General features: G+C 64.5%; 15 protein-coding genes. 2 read left to right on the top strand and 13 right to left on the bottom strand.

Annotation, left to right across the window (positions count from 1 at the left end):
* Positions 1-107: 107 nt before the first annotated feature.
* Genes IVA80_RS30890 through IVA80_RS30880 form a run of 3 tightly spaced genes read right to left on the bottom strand, consistent with a single transcriptional unit; the run spans position 108 to position 3,136 of the window.
* Entirely contained in the window at positions 108-1,094 is a 987-nt protein-coding gene (locus IVA80_RS30890) for an SGNH/GDSL hydrolase family protein (RefSeq protein ID WP_247438562.1), read from the bottom strand.
* A gap of 12 nt (positions 1,095-1,106) precedes the next feature.
* On the bottom strand, positions 1,107-1,886 hold the full coding sequence (locus IVA80_RS30885; RefSeq protein WP_247438561.1) for an SGNH/GDSL hydrolase family protein: 780 nt from the start codon (positions 1,884-1,886) through the stop codon (positions 1,107-1,109).
* On the bottom strand, positions 1,886-3,136 hold the full coding sequence (locus tag IVA80_RS30880) for an OpgC domain-containing protein (protein ID WP_247438560.1): 1,251 nt from the start codon (positions 3,134-3,136) through the stop codon (positions 1,886-1,888). Before IVA80_RS30880 ends, IVA80_RS30885 begins: the two co-directional genes overlap by 1 nt.
* Positions 3,137-3,303: 167 nt before the next feature.
* Between IVA80_RS30880 and apaG the strand changes: the two genes are divergently transcribed.
* Positions 3,304-3,708 (top strand): Co2+/Mg2+ efflux protein ApaG, encoded by a 405-nt coding sequence (gene apaG, locus IVA80_RS30875; RefSeq protein ID WP_247438559.1) that lies wholly within the window; start codon positions 3,304-3,306, stop codon positions 3,706-3,708.
* A gap of 422 nt (positions 3,709-4,130) precedes the next feature.
* On the opposite strand, the gene IVA80_RS30870 is transcribed toward apaG, so the two are convergent.
* From IVA80_RS30870 to IVA80_RS30860, 3 genes are all read right to left on the bottom strand, one after another.
* Positions 4,131-5,150 carry an Hsp33 family molecular chaperone gene (locus IVA80_RS30870; RefSeq protein WP_247438558.1) on the bottom strand — a complete coding sequence of 340 codons (1,020 nt, stop codon included), beginning with the start codon at positions 5,148-5,150 and terminating at the stop codon, positions 4,131-4,133.
* A gap of 315 nt (positions 5,151-5,465) precedes the next feature.
* Positions 5,466-6,389, bottom strand: coding sequence for an ornithine carbamoyltransferase (argF, locus tag IVA80_RS30865; protein WP_247438557.1), 924 nt, complete (start codon positions 6,387-6,389; stop codon positions 5,466-5,468).
* Positions 6,389-7,591, bottom strand: a complete 1,203-nt coding sequence (locus IVA80_RS30860; RefSeq protein WP_247438556.1) for an aspartate aminotransferase family protein — start codon at positions 7,589-7,591, stop codon at positions 6,389-6,391. Before IVA80_RS30860 ends, argF begins: the two co-directional genes overlap by 1 nt.
* Before the next feature lie 455 nt (positions 7,592-8,046).
* Here IVA80_RS30860 and IVA80_RS30855 point away from each other — a divergent pair, with 455 nt between their 5' ends.
* Positions 8,047-8,556, top strand: coding sequence for a GcrA family cell cycle regulator (locus IVA80_RS30855; RefSeq protein ID WP_247438555.1), 510 nt, complete (start codon positions 8,047-8,049; stop codon positions 8,554-8,556).
* 276 nt (positions 8,557-8,832) lie between these two features.
* Here IVA80_RS30855 and phoB read toward each other — a convergent pair whose 3' ends face one another.
* The 7 genes from phoB to IVA80_RS30820 all read right to left on the bottom strand — a co-directional run.
* Positions 8,833-9,540, bottom strand: coding sequence for a phosphate regulon transcriptional regulator PhoB (gene phoB, locus IVA80_RS30850; RefSeq protein WP_014491300.1), 708 nt, complete (start codon positions 9,538-9,540; stop codon positions 8,833-8,835).
* A 22-nt stretch (positions 9,541-9,562) separates the two neighbouring features.
* A complete protein-coding gene (gene phoU / locus IVA80_RS30845; RefSeq protein WP_247438553.1) occupies positions 9,563-10,279 on the bottom strand; it encodes a phosphate signaling complex protein PhoU in 717 nt (238 codons plus the stop codon).
* 11 nt (positions 10,280-10,290) lie between these two features.
* Positions 10,291-11,112: a phosphate ABC transporter ATP-binding protein PstB gene (gene pstB / locus IVA80_RS30840; protein WP_247438551.1), complete on the bottom strand. Its 822-nt coding sequence runs from the start codon at positions 11,110-11,112 to the stop codon at positions 10,291-10,293.
* Complete coding sequence (gene pstA, locus IVA80_RS30835) at positions 11,109-11,954, bottom strand: phosphate ABC transporter permease PstA (protein WP_247438549.1); 846 nt, start codon at positions 11,952-11,954, stop codon at positions 11,109-11,111. Before pstA ends, pstB begins: the two co-directional genes overlap by 4 nt.
* A 4-nt stretch (positions 11,955-11,958) precedes the next feature.
* Entirely contained in the window at positions 11,959-12,948 is a 990-nt protein-coding gene (gene pstC, locus IVA80_RS30830) for a phosphate ABC transporter permease subunit PstC (protein WP_247438563.1), read from the bottom strand.
* A 152-nt stretch (positions 12,949-13,100) separates the two neighbouring features.
* Positions 13,101-14,111, bottom strand: a complete 1,011-nt coding sequence (gene pstS, locus IVA80_RS30825; protein ID WP_247438547.1) for a phosphate ABC transporter substrate-binding protein PstS — start codon at positions 14,109-14,111, stop codon at positions 13,101-13,103.
* Between the two features lie 145 nt (positions 14,112-14,256).
* The coding region (locus IVA80_RS30820) for an ATP-binding protein (protein WP_247438545.1) at positions 14,257-15,542 on the bottom strand (1,286 nt) is incomplete at its 5' end.

Raw genomic sequence — 15,542 nt, 5'->3', positions numbered from 1 at the left:
CGTCCCTCACATCCGCTGCCGACAGGCCACGCCTTGACGGCCGCAAGCGCGGCGTCATGCTTGCGGAAATCGGGGGCCATACTTAATGGTTGCTACGGCAGCGGAGCTCACATCGGCCGGTACGCCCGCACATCCGCGGGCACGTTGACGCCTAGCTTGATCTGGCCGACGGAGCGGATGATGTCGTCACCGAGCAGCTGGGCGAAGCACGCATAGCCCCAATCGTTCATGTGCAGGCCGTCGGCGATCACAAAACTCTCGACCGGGATCGCCTGCTTCTCATGCCAGTCGCGCATCACCTCGAAGCGCGGGAAGATGCCGACGTGACGAAGCTCGGCGACCTTGCCGAGCAGCTTCACCATCTTGCCGGCGCTCTCGGCGCGCTGGTTGACGGCCGGCGAATATTGCGGATCGACCAGCACGATGTCGGCGCCGCCGCCGGCCTGGATGCGGGAGATGCCGTCCTCGACCAGTTTTGCGGTGTCGCCGGGATCGAGATTGCGCAGCACGGCGTTGGTGCCGACCTGCCAGATCACGAGATCCGGATGAATGTCGATCACCTCCTTCTGGAGGCGCTTCATCATCTCGGGCGCGTCCTCGCCGCCGACGCCGGCGTTGACGACGGTGATATCGGCGGTCGGATATTGCCGGCGGAGCTGAGCGGCGAGACGGTTCGGATAGTTGAAATCGGGCGAGCTCGCGCCGAAGCCTGCCGTCGACGACGAGCCGAATGCAACGATCGTGACGGGTTTGCCGGCGACGAGCTTGCCCGCGACATGCGGCAGCGAGCCCATCGCCTTCGAGCCGCCCTTCGGCGCGAGGCACGGCACGCGGCTGAAAATGTCGCCGGCGGATTTCGCGACCTGCTTCACCTTGTCGATGGCGCGCGCGGTGATGCCGCGCTGTTCGGGGGACGTCGCGGCGACGGTGGTCTGGGAGGGCGAAGCGGAAGCCGGATTAGCGGCCTGCGGCGCGGGCGTTGCCTGAGTGGCCTGCGCCTGCACTGGTGCCAGGGACACTGGCGTCAGCAACAGCAGAGCCGCTGCGGGCGCAGCCAGCCATGTCGTCAGGCGAAAAGGGCGGAGAGAACTCATTAACGCTAGACCTCAATTTTGCTGCTGGGCCGGCCCCAGATGGGCTGCGTCGATCACGAACTGTGCCAGCGCCCGGCCAAGGCAATCATGGACCTGTTTCGCCAGCTCTGGCCCGCGGGACGGGCTGAACAGGTCGAACTGACCCTGATCATTCCACTGCCGCATGATCGCGAAACGGTCGAACAGCGGGATGTCATGCTCCTGCGCCACCACCCGCATATTGTCGAGATAGGGCGGCACCGAGATCATGGTTTCGGTACGAGGGCTGTATTGCAAGTTCATCAAGACGACGTCAGCCCCCGCATTTTGCAACGCAGCAATCCCTTCGGTTACGGCGCCGCGAAAATCGTCGGGATCGATCGCTCGGATAGCATCCACCGTCCCGGTCTGCCAGATGACCAAAGTAGGCTTTTTTGCTTCCATCAGCTTACCGAAGGTAGCGGCCGCCTCCTCGGCCGTCTTCTTGCTCTGTATTTCTACGGAGACGTGCACGGCCTCCGACGGCAGCAGCCTGTCCTTCAAGATGGCCTGCATCCGCGCCGGATAGGAGCTGTCCTCGGAGGCCGGAATCGTGGTCGAGCGGCTGCCGATGACCAGGATTTCGAGCGGTTTGCCGGCCTTGATGGCATCGGCGACCTTGGGAAGCTGGCTTTCAGTGGTGAGCAGATAGGATGGCAATTCGCAGGCTTGGGGCGCGGCCGGAGCAATCGGCGCAGCATCGCCCGCGCGCGCCAGGGGCGCGGCGAGGCTACCGCACAGCAGGACCAGGCTCAGGAGAACCTTCGCCTTCATCAGCCCCCTCCCGCCAGATCGGCGTTGCCGACAGCGTTCTTGGTTTTCGCACCGCTCTTGTCAGCCACCCGCTTGTACCACGAAATCACCCACGCCACGCCCCACATGATCAGAATTCCGGAGAGACTAATCAGCGCATGCATGGCTGCGCCGCCGGAGACTTCGGCCAAGACGAAATGGCCGGCGAAGGCGAGAAAGACGCCGAGACAAAAGATCTCCAGGGAATGCTGGCCGCAGAGGATCAGCGGCCGCAGCCAGGGCGATTTCAGGCCCGGCCAGTCCCGCGGCAGGAAGCGAACGGTGAGCGCGGCCAGCGCCAGGAAATGCGTGAAGCGCAGCACGTCGAGATCGGCCTTGTCGATCGGATACATCCACTGCTCGAGCCGCTTCGGCATGAATTGGGAGAGCTGCGGCACATACCAGGTCAGCGTCACGTAGAATGCCGCGACCAGATAGGCGATCGATATCCACATCGTTACGCGGGACGCCAGGATGCGCGACATGCGTCGCGCGCCTCCAAGCGCACACCATGCACCGAACACGAAAAGCAATTGCCAGGCGAAGGGATTGAACGCCCAGAAGCCGTTCGGATAGGCCGACAGATAGAGGTCGTATTCCCAGGTCACGGCGTAGAGCGCGACCGAGAGGCCGAGCGTCACGTCGGGCCGCCATTTCATCAGCCACAAGATCAAAGGCAGCGCCAGCATCAGCACGATATAGAGCGGCAGCACGTCCATGTTGACGGGACGGAAGCGCAACAGCAGCGCCTGCACGATCGTGACATCGGGTTGCTTGAGGAAATCCATGATGCCCATCTCTTCGGTGTAGAGCGGGTTCTCGAACCTGGTCGCGACGTAGGAGATTTCGGCGAGGAAGATCGTGAACAGGAAGACGTGGGCGACATAGATCTGCCAGACGCGCCGCAGGATGCGCGCGGTGGCGACGACGAAACTGCTTTCCAGCATCGCACGACCGTAGACGAAGGCCGCGGTATAGCCGGAAATGAAGATGAAGATCTCGGTGGCGTCGCTGAAGCCGTAATTGCGGATCGTGAACCAGGTCAAAAGGCTCGGCGGCAGATGGTCGACAAAGATCAGCCACAGCGCGAGCCCGCGGAACAGGTCGAGCCGGAGCTCGCGCTCGCCGATGGCGGGCAGCGTGATGGCCGGCGCGGCGGCGCGCGGCTTGGCCTCCACAGGTTTGGTGGTTCCCGTGATCGTCGATCCCGTCACTTGGTCGGCAATGGTCATCGGGGCGCGAAACCCTTCCGCAAATCGCGACGTATCAAGGAGTGTACAGGTCCGGCCGTTGTCTCGCAAAGCGGCCGGATCACATGGGGTCTACTTCCTCGGCAATTCTGGCGGCACGATGTCGCCAAAATCGCCTGCGGCGTTTGGTTCCCGGCCGGGTTTTCGTTATGATGACGGCCATGTACCGCGCCGTGACCCACCAGATCGAAGTGACCGTCGAGCCGAACTTTATTCCCGAGCAGTCGTCGCCCGACCGCTCCCGCTATTTCTGGTCCTACACCATCGTCATTACCAATTCCGGCGATGAGACCGTGCAGCTGAAGACGCGGCACTGGATCATCACTGACGCCACCGGCCGCCAGCAGGAGGTCAAGGGCGAGGGCGTGGTCGGCGAGCAGCCGACCCTGGCCCCCGGCGAGCGCTTCGAATACACCTCCGGCGTGCCGCTCGCCACCGCCTCAGGCTTCATGACCGGCCGCTACCAGATGGTCAGCGAAAGCGGCGAACGCTTCGAGATCGACGTGCCGACGTTCTCGCTGGACAGCCCGGACAACAAGCGAGTGTTGAATTAGCGCGGCGCCCACTCTGGTATCCAGGAGAAGCGCTGCGCTACGTCCGGGCGAGAGCCGTAGGATGGGTAGAGCGAAGCGAAACCCATCAGGTCTCATCCACGCGGAAGCATGATGGGTTTCGCAAGTGCTCTACCCATCCTACGCCTTCCGCCCGACGCTGCCGCGTCCACCGCACCCGCCTCGCGAAACGTGACGACACAAGATCGCCCCTCTTGGTGAGCCGGGATGGGCGACACATACGTCGTTTCCGAATTTCGTTAAAGCAGAATATTTTCATGCAATGAGATTGACAGAAGGGCGACACAGACGCGGTCGCGTAACCCCGATGAAGCGCAGCGCAATCCGGGAAAGTGCCCCACGCCGGGCGAACGGCCTCGGATTGCGCTACGCTCCATCCGGGCTACCGGCTACGGGCTAACGCCTCAAGCGTTCTCCACACCCGCCTCATCCGGCGTGAACTGATACACCGACGAGCAGAACTCGCAGGTCACGACGACCTTGTCGTCCTTGACCATCGCGGTGCGGTCGTCCGGCGAAAAACTCTTCAGCATCGATGCCACCGCATCGCGCGAGCAGGAGCATTGTGCCTTCAGAACCAGCGGATTGAACACGCGCACGCCGCGTTCGTGGAAGAGGCGGAACAGCAGCCGCTCGCCGGAGAGCTCGGGGTCGATCAGTTCGACGTCCTCGACGGTCTCGATCAGCGAACGCGCCTCGACCCAGGCGTCGTCCTCGGCGACAGCATGCGCTTCGACACCCTCGGGCGCATCGCCGGGATGCAGATCGGCCTGCCGCGCGCGCTCGGGCGCCTTCGGCAAGAACTGCATCAGCATGCCGCCGGCGCGCCAGCGATGCTTGCCGCCGTCGCCCGAACGCCACTCCTCGCCGACCGCCAGACGCACGCGAGTCGGGATCTGCTCGGAGCGCAGGAAATATTCGTGGGCGGCGTCTTCCAGGCTGCCGCCGTCGAGCGCAACCAGACCCTGGTAGCGGCTCATGTCAGGACCCTGGTCGATGGTCATGGCGAGATGACCGTGACCCAGCAGCGCGCCGGAATGCGTACCAGAATCCTTGGCCTCGCCGAGGCGCGCAGCGTCGTAGCGCGCATAGGCGCGCAGACGATCCGGCGCCTGGTAGTCCACGACCAGGAACGACACCGGACCGTCGGTCTGGGCCTGGAGGATGAAGCGGCCCTCGAACTTCAGCGTCGAGCCGAGCAGTGTTGTCAGCACGATGGCCTCGCCCAGCAGCTTGCCGACCGGCGCGGGATAGTCGTGCTTGGTCAGAATCTCGTCGAGCGCGGGACCAAGCCGCACCAGGCGCCCGCGCACGTCGAGCGCATCGACCTCGTAGGGCAGCACGGCGTCATCGATGGGAACCGCTGATGGCGCGCGAACCGGGCCTTCAGACCCGGTTTTCATGTCAGGGGATTGGGAAACCATGGCGTTTTATCTGGGGTCGGATGGCGGAAATGGAAGGGGGGACGCGAGGCGACGTGTTCCGGATGCAAGTCGAACTGTACGAAGCAACCTCAACCCCGGTGTCGTCCCGGACAAGCGCAAGCGCAGATCCGGAACCCATAACCACAGGATTACGTTATAGCGCGAGATGACAGCTCCGAATCCTCGCCAAACGACTTCCTGTGGTTATGGGTCCCGGATCGGCGCTCCGTTCTGGACAACGCTGCGCGTTGCCAGAAGCTACGCTTGTCCGGGACGACGATCGCATGTGAGGCGGCCGCCGGGATTCCAGTGAGATTACTTCACCGCGTCAAAGCACCAGGCCAGGATGCCCTTCTGCGCGTGCAGGCGGTTTTCGGCCTCGTCGAACACGACCGATTGCGGGCCGTCGATCACCTCGTCGGTGACCTCCTCGCCGCGATGGGCGGGCAGGCAGTGCATGAACAGTGCATCGGGCCTGGCCAGCGACATCAGCTTGGAATTGACCTGATAGGGCTTGAGCACGTTGTGGCGGTGCTCGCCTTCCTTGTCGCCCATCGACACCCAGGTGTCGGTGACGACGCAGTCGGCGCCGTGCACTGCGGCTTCGGGATCGGTGCCGAGCACGATCGACGCGCCGGTCGCCTTGATGAAGTCGCGCATCGCTTTCTTCGGCGCGAGCTCGGGCGGCGTTGCGACATTAAGCTTGAACTTGAAGCGCTCGGCCGCATGCGCCCAGGACGCCAGCACATTGTTGTCGTCGCCGGTCCAGGCCACCGTCCTGCCCTCGATCGAGCCGCGATGCTCTTCGTAGGTCATGAGGTCGGCCATTACCTGGCAAGGGTGCGAACGGCGCGTCAGGCCGTTGATGACCGGCACGGTGGCGTTTGCCGCAAGCTCCAGCAAGGCCTCGTGATTGAGGATGCGGATCATGATGGCATCGACATAGCGCGACAGCACGCGCGCGGTGTCGGCGATGGTCTCGCCGCGGCCGAGCTGCATCTCCGCGCCGGTGAGCATGATGGGCTCGCCGCCGAGCTGGCGCATGGCGACGTCGAACGAGACGCGGGTGCGGGTCGAAGGACGCTCGAAGATCATCGCCAGCGTCTTGCCTTCGAGCGGCCGCTCCGGCTGGTGCGCCTTCTGCTTCGCCTTCATCGCAGAGGATGCAGCGAGCATGCGCTTGAGCTCCGACAGCGGCAGCTCGTTGATGTCCAGAAAATGCTTTGGCGCCTTGCTCATCAGCTTGCCGCCCTCTTGGTGCCGGAAAGCGCGGTGCAGGCGCGTTCGAGCCGCCCGACGCTGTCGTCAATCTCGGCCTCGGTGACGATCAGGGGCGGCAGGAAACGCACGACATTGTCGCCGGCCGCGACCGTGAGCAGCTTTTCATTGCGCAATGCTGCGACGAGATCGCCGGAGGGGACCGCGGCCTTGATGCCGATCAGGAGGCCTTCGCCACGCACTTCGCTGACGACATCGGGATGACGGTCGATCACGGAGGCGAGTTTCTGCTTGAGCAGCAGCGACATCTTCTGCACGTGATCGAAGAAGCCGGGCTTGAGCATGACGTCGAGCACGGCGTTCGCAGCCGAGATCGCCAGCGGATTGCCGCCGAAGGTCGAGCCGTGCGAGCCTGGCGTCATACCGGAGGCCGCTTCCGCGGTCGCAAGGCAGGCGCCGATCGGAAAGCCGCCGCCGAGCGCTTTCGCCAGCGACATCACGTCGGGCGTGACGCCGAGACGGCGATGGGCGAAGAGATCGCCGGTGCGGCCCATGCCGGTCTGCACCTCGTCGAACGCAAGCAGCAGGCCGCGCTCGTCGCAGAGCTGGCGCAGTGCCTTGAGGAAGGCGGGTGTCGCCGAACGGACACCGCCCTCGCCCTGGATCGGCTCGATCAAGATGCCGGCGGTCTGCGGACCGATCGCCTTCTTGACAGCGTCGAGATCGCCATGCGCGATCTGGTCGAAGCCTTCCATGGGCGGACCAAAGCCTTCGAGATATTTTGCAGAGCCCGTCGCGGCGAGCGTTGCCAGCGTGCGGCCGTGGAATGCACCCTCGAATGTGATCATGCGATAGCGGTCGGGATGGCCCTTCGCAGCGTGATAGCGGCGCACGATCTTGATGACGCATTCCAGCGCTTCGGCGCCGGAATTGCAGAAGAACACGAAGTCCGCGAAGCTCTCGTTGCACAGACGCGCGGCAAGGCGCTCGCCGTCCGGGCTCTGGAACAGGTTCGACATGTGCCATAGCTTGGTGGCCTGCTCCTGCAACGCCTTGACCAACGCAGGATGAGCATGGCCGAGCGCATTCACCGCTACACCCGAGGTGAAATCGAGATAACGCTCGCCGTTGGTGCCGATCAGCCAGCAGCCTTCGCCGCGCTCGAAACCGAGGTCGGACCTGGCGAAAACGGGGAGCAAATGCGGCGCTGCGCTGTTAGTCATGACGATCACTTGATGTTGCGGACGGTTTGAGCGTGCATTGCGCGACGCACCATTGACCGGCCCGGAAAACGAAACGTGCCGCCTTTTAAGGGCGGCACGCACGACTATCTTAGGCCTGGTGAAACGGGTGTCAATGCCGCCCGGAAAGCCTCGCGAAACGCTGAATCCGTAGTCTTGCGGTGGCGATTTTGCGAATTTTCGCCACGGAACATGTGGAAGCGAGTCGGCGGACTCTTGCGCGTGAGTCACGCCATATTGTAGCGTTTGGTTTGTCAGATACGACATCTCGTGCGGCAGTTCTGATCCCAAGAGTCCTCATGTACCGGCGTAAGCGTTCGGGCGCATCTGGTGCGCCCGGCGAGCCTTAAGGGATTCTGACGGCACGGGTTTTTCAAGGCTTAGGCATTCGCTGTGAGGCCCCAGTATGGCAGGCGCGCAGCGAAGGAAAGGGTGCAATGACGGTTTTGACCTGGTCGGAGGATCGCGTCGAGCAGCTGAAAAAGCTCTGGGAGGCCGGACTTTCGGCCAGCCAGATCGCGGCGGAGCTTGGCAATGTGACCCGCAACGCGGTGATCGGCAAGGTGCACCGGCTCGGCCTGTCCGGCCGCGCCAAGAGCCCCTCATCCGCTGCGCCCCGGCCGCGCAAGGCGCGCCCCGCCCAGCACATGATGCGGGTGACCCGGCCGATCGCGCGCGGCAACACTGCGCTCGCCCAGGCCTTCGAGGTCGAGGCGGAGCCGGATCCGGTCACCTACGACAACGTGGTGCCGATGAGCCAGCGGTTGTCGCTGCTGGAGCTCAACGAAGCGACCTGCCACTGGCCGGTCGGCGATCCCTCGAGCCCGGACTTCTTCTTCTGCGGCGGCAGGGCGCTATCCGGCCTGCCCTATTGCGCGCAGCACTCGCGCGTGGCGTATCAGCCCGCGGCGGATCGCAGGCGCGCGGCGCCAAAGCCGACGCGGTGAGCTAACGGATTTCGCTGCTTGCAAGAATGGCGCTGTCACATGACGACGGCGCAACTCACTCGGTGTCGTCCCGGACAAGCGTAAGCGCAGATCCGGGACCATAACCACAGGACGCAGTTATCGCGCGAAGCGGTAACTTCAAATCTTCGCCAAACCACTTCCTGTGGTTATGGGTCGGATCAGTGCTCCGCTCTGGACAACGCCGCGCGTCAGGAGCTGCGATTGTCCGGGACGACGGCTGAGATCGTAGCCGCAGCCAAACTCAATCGCCAAATCTTACGCCTGCTCCGCCTTCGCGAAGCGATCGTCCAGCGCGTAGCCGGCACCGCGAACCGTGCGGATCGGGTCCTGCTCGCGGCCGAGATTGAGCAGCTTGCGCAGGCGGCCGATATGCACGTCCACGGTGCGCTCGTCGATATAGATGTCGCGGCCCCAGACGCTGTCCAGCAGTTGCTCGCGCGAGAACACGCGGCCGGGATGCTCCAGGAAGAACTCCAGCAGGCGATATTCGGTCGGTCCTAGATCGATCGGCCGGCCCGAGCGCGCCACGCGGCGCTTGTCGCGATCGAGCTCGATGTCGCCATAGGCGAGCACGGTGGCGAGCCGCTCCGGGCTTGCGCGCCGCAAGAGGCCCTTCACGCGCGCCAGCAGCTCCGGCACCGAGAACGGCTTGACGATGTAGTCGTCGGCGCCGGTCGCAAGTCCGCGCACCCGCTCGCTCTCCTCGCCGCGGGCGGTGAGCATGATGATCGGGAGCTGCTTGGTCTCGGGACGGGTGCGAAGCCGCCGACACAGCTCGATGCCGGACAGCCCGGGCAGCATCCAGTCGAGCACGATCAGATCGGGGATGTGCTCCTTGAGGCGGGTGTCGGCATCGTCGCCGCGCATCACCGTCTCGACGTCATAGCCGTCGCCTTCGAGGTTGTAACGAAGCAGCTCGGTGAGAGCTTCCTCGTCTTCAACCACCATAATGCGTGCGCCCATCGGGTCGTCGCTCCTTAACTCTTCAGGTGTTCGGGACCGTCGTCGCGAAGGTCGTCATGTCGCCCTTCGGCCGCTTGTCGGTGATCGCCTGTCCCTCGATCATGTAGAACACGGTCTCGGCGACGTTGGTGGCGTGGTCGCCGATCCGCTCGATGTTCTTGGCGCAGAACATCAGGTGGATACAGAACGAGATGTTGCGCGGATCCTCCATCATATAGGTGAGGAGCTCGCGGAACAGCGAGGTGCAGATGGCGTCGACCTCCTCGTCGCCCTTCCACACCGCCATCGCCGCCGGCAGGTCATGTGCGGCATAGGCGTCCAGCACCGACTTGACCTGCTGCTGCACCAGATCGGTCATGTGCTCCAGGCCGCGGAACAGCTTGAGCGGATGGAAATCGGTCTCCAGCGCCGCGACGCGCTTGCCCATGTTCTTGGCAAGGTCGCCGATCCGCTCGAGGTCGGTCGCGACGCGCATGGCGCCGACGATCTCGCGCAGATCGACCGCCATCGGCTGGCGGCGGGCGATGGTGAGCACGGCGCGCTCCTCGATCTTCTTCTGGAGCGCGTCGAGCTCGGTGTCGATGGCGACGACGCGCTGACCGAGCGCGACGTCGCGGCGGATCAGCGCGTCGACGGAATCGACGATCATGCGCTCGGCAATCCCGCCCATCTCGGCGACCAGCCGGGTGAGCTCCTGGAGATCGGTGTCGAAGGCCTTTGCGGTATGTTCAGAACCCATGTCCCGTCTCCTCAGCCGAACCGGCCGGTGATGTAATCCTGCGTGCGCCGGTCGGTCGGCGACGTGAAGATCTTGCTGGTGTCGTCGAACTCGATCAGCTCGCCGAGATACATGAAGGCGGTCTTGTCGGAGACGCGGGCCGCCTGCTGCATGTTGTGGGTGACGATCGCGATCGTGTAGTTCTCGGACAGCTCCTGGATCAGCTCCTCGATCTTGGCGGTCGAGATCGGATCGAGCGCCGAGCACGGCTCGTCGAACAAGATCACTTCAGGCCGCACCGCAACCGTCCGGGCGATGCAGAGGCGCTGCTGCTGACCGCCGGAGAGCGACAGGCCGGACGCATTGAGCTTGTCCTTGACTTCATTCCACAGCGCGCCGCCGCGCAGGGCCTTCTCGACGCGGCCGTCCATCTCGGACTTCGAGATCTTCTCATAGAGACGAATGCCGAAGGCAATGTTCTCGTAGATTGTCATCGGAAACGGCGTCGGCTTCTGGAACACCATGCCGACCCGTGCGCGCAGCAGATTGAGGTCCAGCCTGGGATCCAGGACGTTCGTCTGGTCGAGCATCAGCTGGCCGGTGGCGCGCTGGCCCGGATAGAGGTCGTACATCCGGTTGAAGATGCGCAGCAGGGTCGACTTGCCGCAACCCGACGGGCCGATGAATGCCGTGACGCGGTTGGCGCCGAGCGCCAGGTTGATGTTCTTCAGCGCGTGATGCTCGCCATAATAGAAATTCAGGTTGCGCACGGTCACCTTGGCGGGCGCCTCGGGCAGCACCGGCGCGTGGGGCAGTCCGCCGGACGCACTCATCGATACGGAAAGATCACTCATTTTGCGGTCCTCTCGGCGCCAAGTATGCGCGCGCCAATATTCAGGGCAAGAACGGTCAGGGTGATGAGCAGCGCTCCGCTCCAGGCCAGCTGCTTCCAGTAGGCGTAGGGGCTCTGGACGAAGTTGTTGATGGTGACCGGCAGGTTGGCCATCGTCTTGTTCAGGCCGAGGCTGAAGAACTGGTTGGACAGCGCGGTGAAGAGCAGCGGCGCTGTCTCGCCGGCGACGCGGGCGGTCGCGAGCAGCACGCCGGTGATGAGGCCGGAGCGGGCGGCGCGATAAGCGATGCGCTTGATCACCAGCGAGCGCGGCAGGCCGAGGGCGGAGGCCGCCTCGCGTAACGCGCTCGGCACCAGGAGCAGCATGTCCTCGGTCGTACGCAGCACCACCGGGATGACGATGACTGCGAGCGCGAGGCTGCCGGCGATGGCCGAGAAGCCGCGCATCGGCACCACCACCGCGCCGTAGATGAACAGGCCGATGATGATCGAGGGCGCGGAGAGCAGGATGTCGTTGATGAAACGGATCACCGAGGTCAATCTGTCGTTGCGGCCGTACTCGGCGAGATAGGTGCCGGCGAACAGGCCGAGCGGCGCCCCGATGCCGACGCCGATCACGGTCATGATCAGCGAGCCAACGATGGCATTGAGCAGACCGCCTTCGGTCGAGCCGGGCGGCGGCGTGTTCTCGGTGAACAGCTGAACATTCAGGCCCGCAAGGCCGTTGTAGAGCAGCGTAACCAGGATCAGCGCAAGCCAGGTGACGCCGAAGGCGGCAGCGGCGATGCAGAGCCCGCGGATGACAAAGTCCTTGCGGCGGCGGCGTGAATAGATCGGGTTCATGGCGCTAGTTCCCCGCCTTCTTTTCCAGCCGCATCAGCATCAGCCGCGCGCCCGCCAGCACGAAAAACGTCAGCACGAACAGCAAGAGGCCGAGCAGGATCAGGCCGGACTGGTGCAGGCCGTCGCTCTCCGCGAACTCGGATGCGATCGCCGCGGAGATCGTGGTGCCCGGCGCGAAGATCGAGGACGAGATGCGGAACGAATTGCCGATGATGAAGGTCACCGCCATGGTCTCGCCGAGCGCGCGGCCCAGCGCCAGCATGACGCCGCCGATGATGCCGACGCGGGTGTAGGGGATCACCACGCTGCGGACGACTTCCCAAGTGGTGCAGCCGACGCCGTAGGCGGCTTCCTTCAGCACCGGCGGCACCGTCTTGAACACGTCGACCGAGATCGAGGTGATGAAGGGCAGCACCATGATCGCGAGGATCAGCGCGGCGTTGAACAGGCTGAGATAGGACGGCGGTCCCGCGAAGATGGCGCCCAGCACGGGGACGCCGTCGAAGATCTTGATCATGAAGGGCTGGAAGGTATTGGCCAGGAACGGGCCCAGCACGAAGAAGCCCCACATGCCGTAGATGATCGAGGGGATGCCGGCGAGCAGCTCGATCGCCATGCCGATCGGGCGGCGCAGCCATTGCGGGCAGAGCTCGGTCAGGAAGATCGCAATGCCGAGACCCACGGGAATGGCGATCAGCATCGCGATGAAGGAGGTGACGAGCGTGCCGTACATCGGTCCGAGCGCGCCGAGCACGGGAGGATCTGCCGATGGCGCCCAGCGCTGCGTCCACAGGAAGGAGAAGCCGTATTCCTTCATCGCCGGGAAGGCACCAACGATCAGCGAAATGATGATGCCGCCGAGGATGAGCAGCACCGAGATCGCGGAGAGCCGCGCGATCCAGTAGAAGGTGACGTCGCCGAGCTTGAACGCGCTCAAGGCCTTGGCGCGATCATACGGTCCGGCGTCGTCGATTACATCGCTCTGAACGGCCATCTCTGCCACGCCGATCCCCTGCACTGACTGTACTTGTTCTTGTGACACCGGTCTCGCGCCCCGGGCTCAGCGCGGTGCTGATCCGGGGCCGAAATCGTCTGGTTGACCGTGCAGTCGCTTGCGGCTGCACGATGCTCGTCGCGAAGAGCGCTTTAGCTCTTGATGTCGGCGGCCCAGGTCTTCTCGATCAGCTGGACGACGCCCTCGGGCATCGGGATGTAGTCGAGCTCTTCAGCCGCCTTGCCGCCGCTCTTGAAGGCCCAGCGGAAGAACTTGATGGCTTCCTGCGAGGCCGCCTTGTCGGTGGCATCCTTGTGCATGAGGATGAAGGTCGCCGCGGTGATCGGCCAGGACTTCTCGCCGGGCTGGTCGGTCAGGATGACGTAGTAGCCCGGAGCCTTGGCCCAGTCGGCGTTGGAAGCGGCCGCTTGGAAGGCTTCGACCGTCGGCTGCACCGGTTTGCCGGCCTTGTTGACGAGGCCGGTGTAGGTCAGCTTGTTCTGCTTGGCATAGGCGTATTCGACGTAGCCGATCGAGTTCCTGGTCTGGCTGATGTTGCCCGACACGCCTTCGTTGCCCTTGGCGCCGACGCCGACCGGCCACTCGACGGCGGTGCCCTCACCGACCTTGCTCTTCCAGTCGGCGCTGGCCTTGGCGAGGTAGTTGGTGAAGTTGAAGGTGGTGCCCGAACCGTCGGAGCGGCGGACCACGGTGATCGCCTCGGACGGCAGCCTCACGTTCGGATTGAGCTTCTTGATGGCCGGATCGTCCCACTTGGTGATCTTGCCGAGATAGACGCTGGCAAGCGTCTCGCCGTCGAACACCATCTCACCGGGCTTCACGCCCTCGAGGTTGACGACGGGAACGATGGCGCCCATCACCATCGGCCACTGGACGAGACCGTCCTTCTCGAGCTGCTCGGCCTTGAGCGGCGCGTCGCTGGCGCCGAAGGTCACGGTCTTGGCCTGGATCTGCTTGATGCCGCCGCCGGAACCGATCGACTGGTAGTTCAGACCGTTGCCGGTCTCCTTCTTGTAGGCATCAGCCCACTTCGAATAGACCGGGAACGGGAAGGTCGCACCGGCGCCCGTGATATCGGCAGCGAAGGCCGACGTCGATGCGGCGACAAAGCCAGCAGCGACGATCGTTTTGATGAAATTCATGGTGGTCTCCATCCAGGGGAGCGAAGCGCCATCCGCGCCCGATCGCGCTCCCCGTGCCGCCCCCTTTAGGAGCGGTCGGCTGTGCTTTTACGAAGGTTTGGTGACAGCTGGATGACACATTCAAGCGCTTGAAATCGCTTGAATATCAGGTCGAAGCCGCGGTCTTCGCCTGGGGAAAACAGGCCGTGAAAGCGGCACCCTGCTTGGGCACGCTCTCGATCAAGAGCCGGCCGCGATGCCGGTTAAGGATATGTTTCACCAGCGATAATCCGAGCCCCGTCCCGCCCTGCGAACGGCTGTCGCCGACATCGACCCGGTAGAACCGCTCGGTCAGCCGCGGCAGGTGCTCGGGCGCGATGCCGGGGCCGAAATCGCGGACCATGACCCGGATTTCCTGAGCTCCATCAGGCGCCGCGCCGGAGGTCAGCGACACGATGACGCGACCGCCCGAGGCCCCGTATTTGAGCGCGTTCTCGATCAAATTCTCGAACAGGCGGAGCAATTCCTCGCGGTCGCCCGCGATCATTACCGGCGCTTCCGGCAGATGGGTTTCGACCTCGACCTGGCGTTCCCGCGCCAGCGGCTCGAGCCCGTCGGCGACCTGGAAGATGATCGGCAGCAGGTCGACCAGGGTGTCGGGCCGCACATGGGCCGACAGCTCGACCCGCGACAGCGAGAGCAGATCGTCGATCAGGCGCGCCATTCGGGTGGCCTGGTTGTGCATGATGCCCAGGAAGCGCTCGCGCGCCTTGGGATCGTCCTTGGCCTGGCCCTGGAGCGTGTCGATGAAGCCCGACAGCGCGGCGAGCGGCGTGCGCAGCTCGTGACTGGCATTGGCGACGAAGTCGGCGCGCATCTCCTCGACCCGGCGCAGCGGCGTCTGGTCGTGGAACGTCATCAGCATGCACTTGTCGGCGCCACCGAAAGTGGTCGGCACCGGCACCGGCGTGATGGTCAGCTCCATCCAGCGGTCGACCGGGACGTGATCGAGATAGGTCGCGCGCCGCGGTTCGGTGGTTGCGATCGATTCACGCAGCGCCGTGATGATCTCCGGCGAGCGCAGCGCGAACTGGGCGAGCTCGTTCCTGCGCAGCGCCGGCGCCAGCTGGGCGGCGGCGGCATTGAGATGGATGACACGTCCGGCGCGGTCGAGCAGCACCGCCGGATCCGGCATGCCGGCGACGACCGCGGCCACCGCCGCGCTCTCGACCGGGTTGACGCGGCGGGTGTCGTCGCGCGAGGCGGCGTTGTCGTGCAGCCGCCAGGGGATCAGCGCCGCGGCCGCGATGCAGAGGAACACCGTCGCCGCCCGCATCACCGACAATTCGCCGAGCGAGACCACCACCGACAGCGCCAGCGCCGCAGCGATCAGGATGATGGTCGAGTGCCGCAGCCGGTCGGACCAGGGCTGGGCGGGGGGAGAAGATGGGG

The sequence above is a fragment of the Bradyrhizobium sp. 139 genome (genome assembly GCF_023074175.1).
GTDB lineage: Bacteria > Pseudomonadota > Alphaproteobacteria > Rhizobiales > Xanthobacteraceae > Bradyrhizobium.
Note: the sequence above shows the minus strand (reverse complement) of the source record. Positions and strands in the feature narration are given on the sequence as shown.

What these genes read in the sequence shown, in the direction of transcription:
- IVA80_RS30870 (WP_247438558.1), bottom strand. Translation starts at nt 5,150, where the DNA reads ATGGTTTCCCAATCCCCTGACATGAAAACCGGGTCTGAAGGCCCGGTT.
- pstA (WP_247438549.1), bottom strand. Translation starts at nt 11,954, where the DNA reads ATGAACCCGATCTATTCACGCCGCCGCCGCAAGGACTTTGTCATCCGC.
- phoU (WP_247438553.1), bottom strand. Translation starts at nt 10,279, where the DNA reads ATGGGTTCTGAACATACCGCAAAGGCCTTCGACACCGATCTCCAGGAG.
- IVA80_RS30890 (WP_247438562.1), bottom strand. Translation starts at nt 1,094, where the DNA reads ATGAGTTCTCTCCGCCCTTTTCGCCTGACGACATGGCTGGCTGCGCCC.
- pstS (WP_247438547.1), bottom strand. Translation starts at nt 14,111, where the DNA reads ATGAATTTCATCAAAACGATCGTCGCTGCTGGCTTTGTCGCCGCATCG.
- pstC (WP_247438563.1), bottom strand. Translation starts at nt 12,948, where the DNA reads ATGGCCGTTCAGAGCGATGTAATCGACGACGCCGGACCGTATGATCGC.
- IVA80_RS30880 (WP_247438560.1), bottom strand. Translation starts at nt 3,136, where the DNA reads ATGACCATTGCCGACCAAGTGACGGGATCGACGATCACGGGAACCACC.
- apaG (WP_247438559.1), top strand. Translation starts at nt 3,304, where the DNA reads ATGATGACGGCCATGTACCGCGCCGTGACCCACCAGATCGAAGTGACC.
- IVA80_RS30855 (WP_247438555.1), top strand. Translation starts at nt 8,047, where the DNA reads ATGACGGTTTTGACCTGGTCGGAGGATCGCGTCGAGCAGCTGAAAAAG.
- pstB (WP_247438551.1), bottom strand. Translation starts at nt 11,112, where the DNA reads ATGAGTGATCTTTCCGTATCGATGAGTGCGTCCGGCGGACTGCCCCAC.
- IVA80_RS30885 (WP_247438561.1), bottom strand. Translation starts at nt 1,886, where the DNA reads ATGAAGGCGAAGGTTCTCCTGAGCCTGGTCCTGCTGTGCGGTAGCCTC.
- argF (WP_247438557.1), bottom strand. Translation starts at nt 6,389, where the DNA reads ATGAGCAAGGCGCCAAAGCATTTTCTGGACATCAACGAGCTGCCGCTG.
- IVA80_RS30860 (WP_247438556.1), bottom strand. Translation starts at nt 7,591, where the DNA reads ATGACTAACAGCGCAGCGCCGCATTTGCTCCCCGTTTTCGCCAGGTCC.
- phoB (WP_014491300.1), bottom strand. Translation starts at nt 9,540, where the DNA reads ATGGGCGCACGCATTATGGTGGTTGAAGACGAGGAAGCTCTCACCGAG.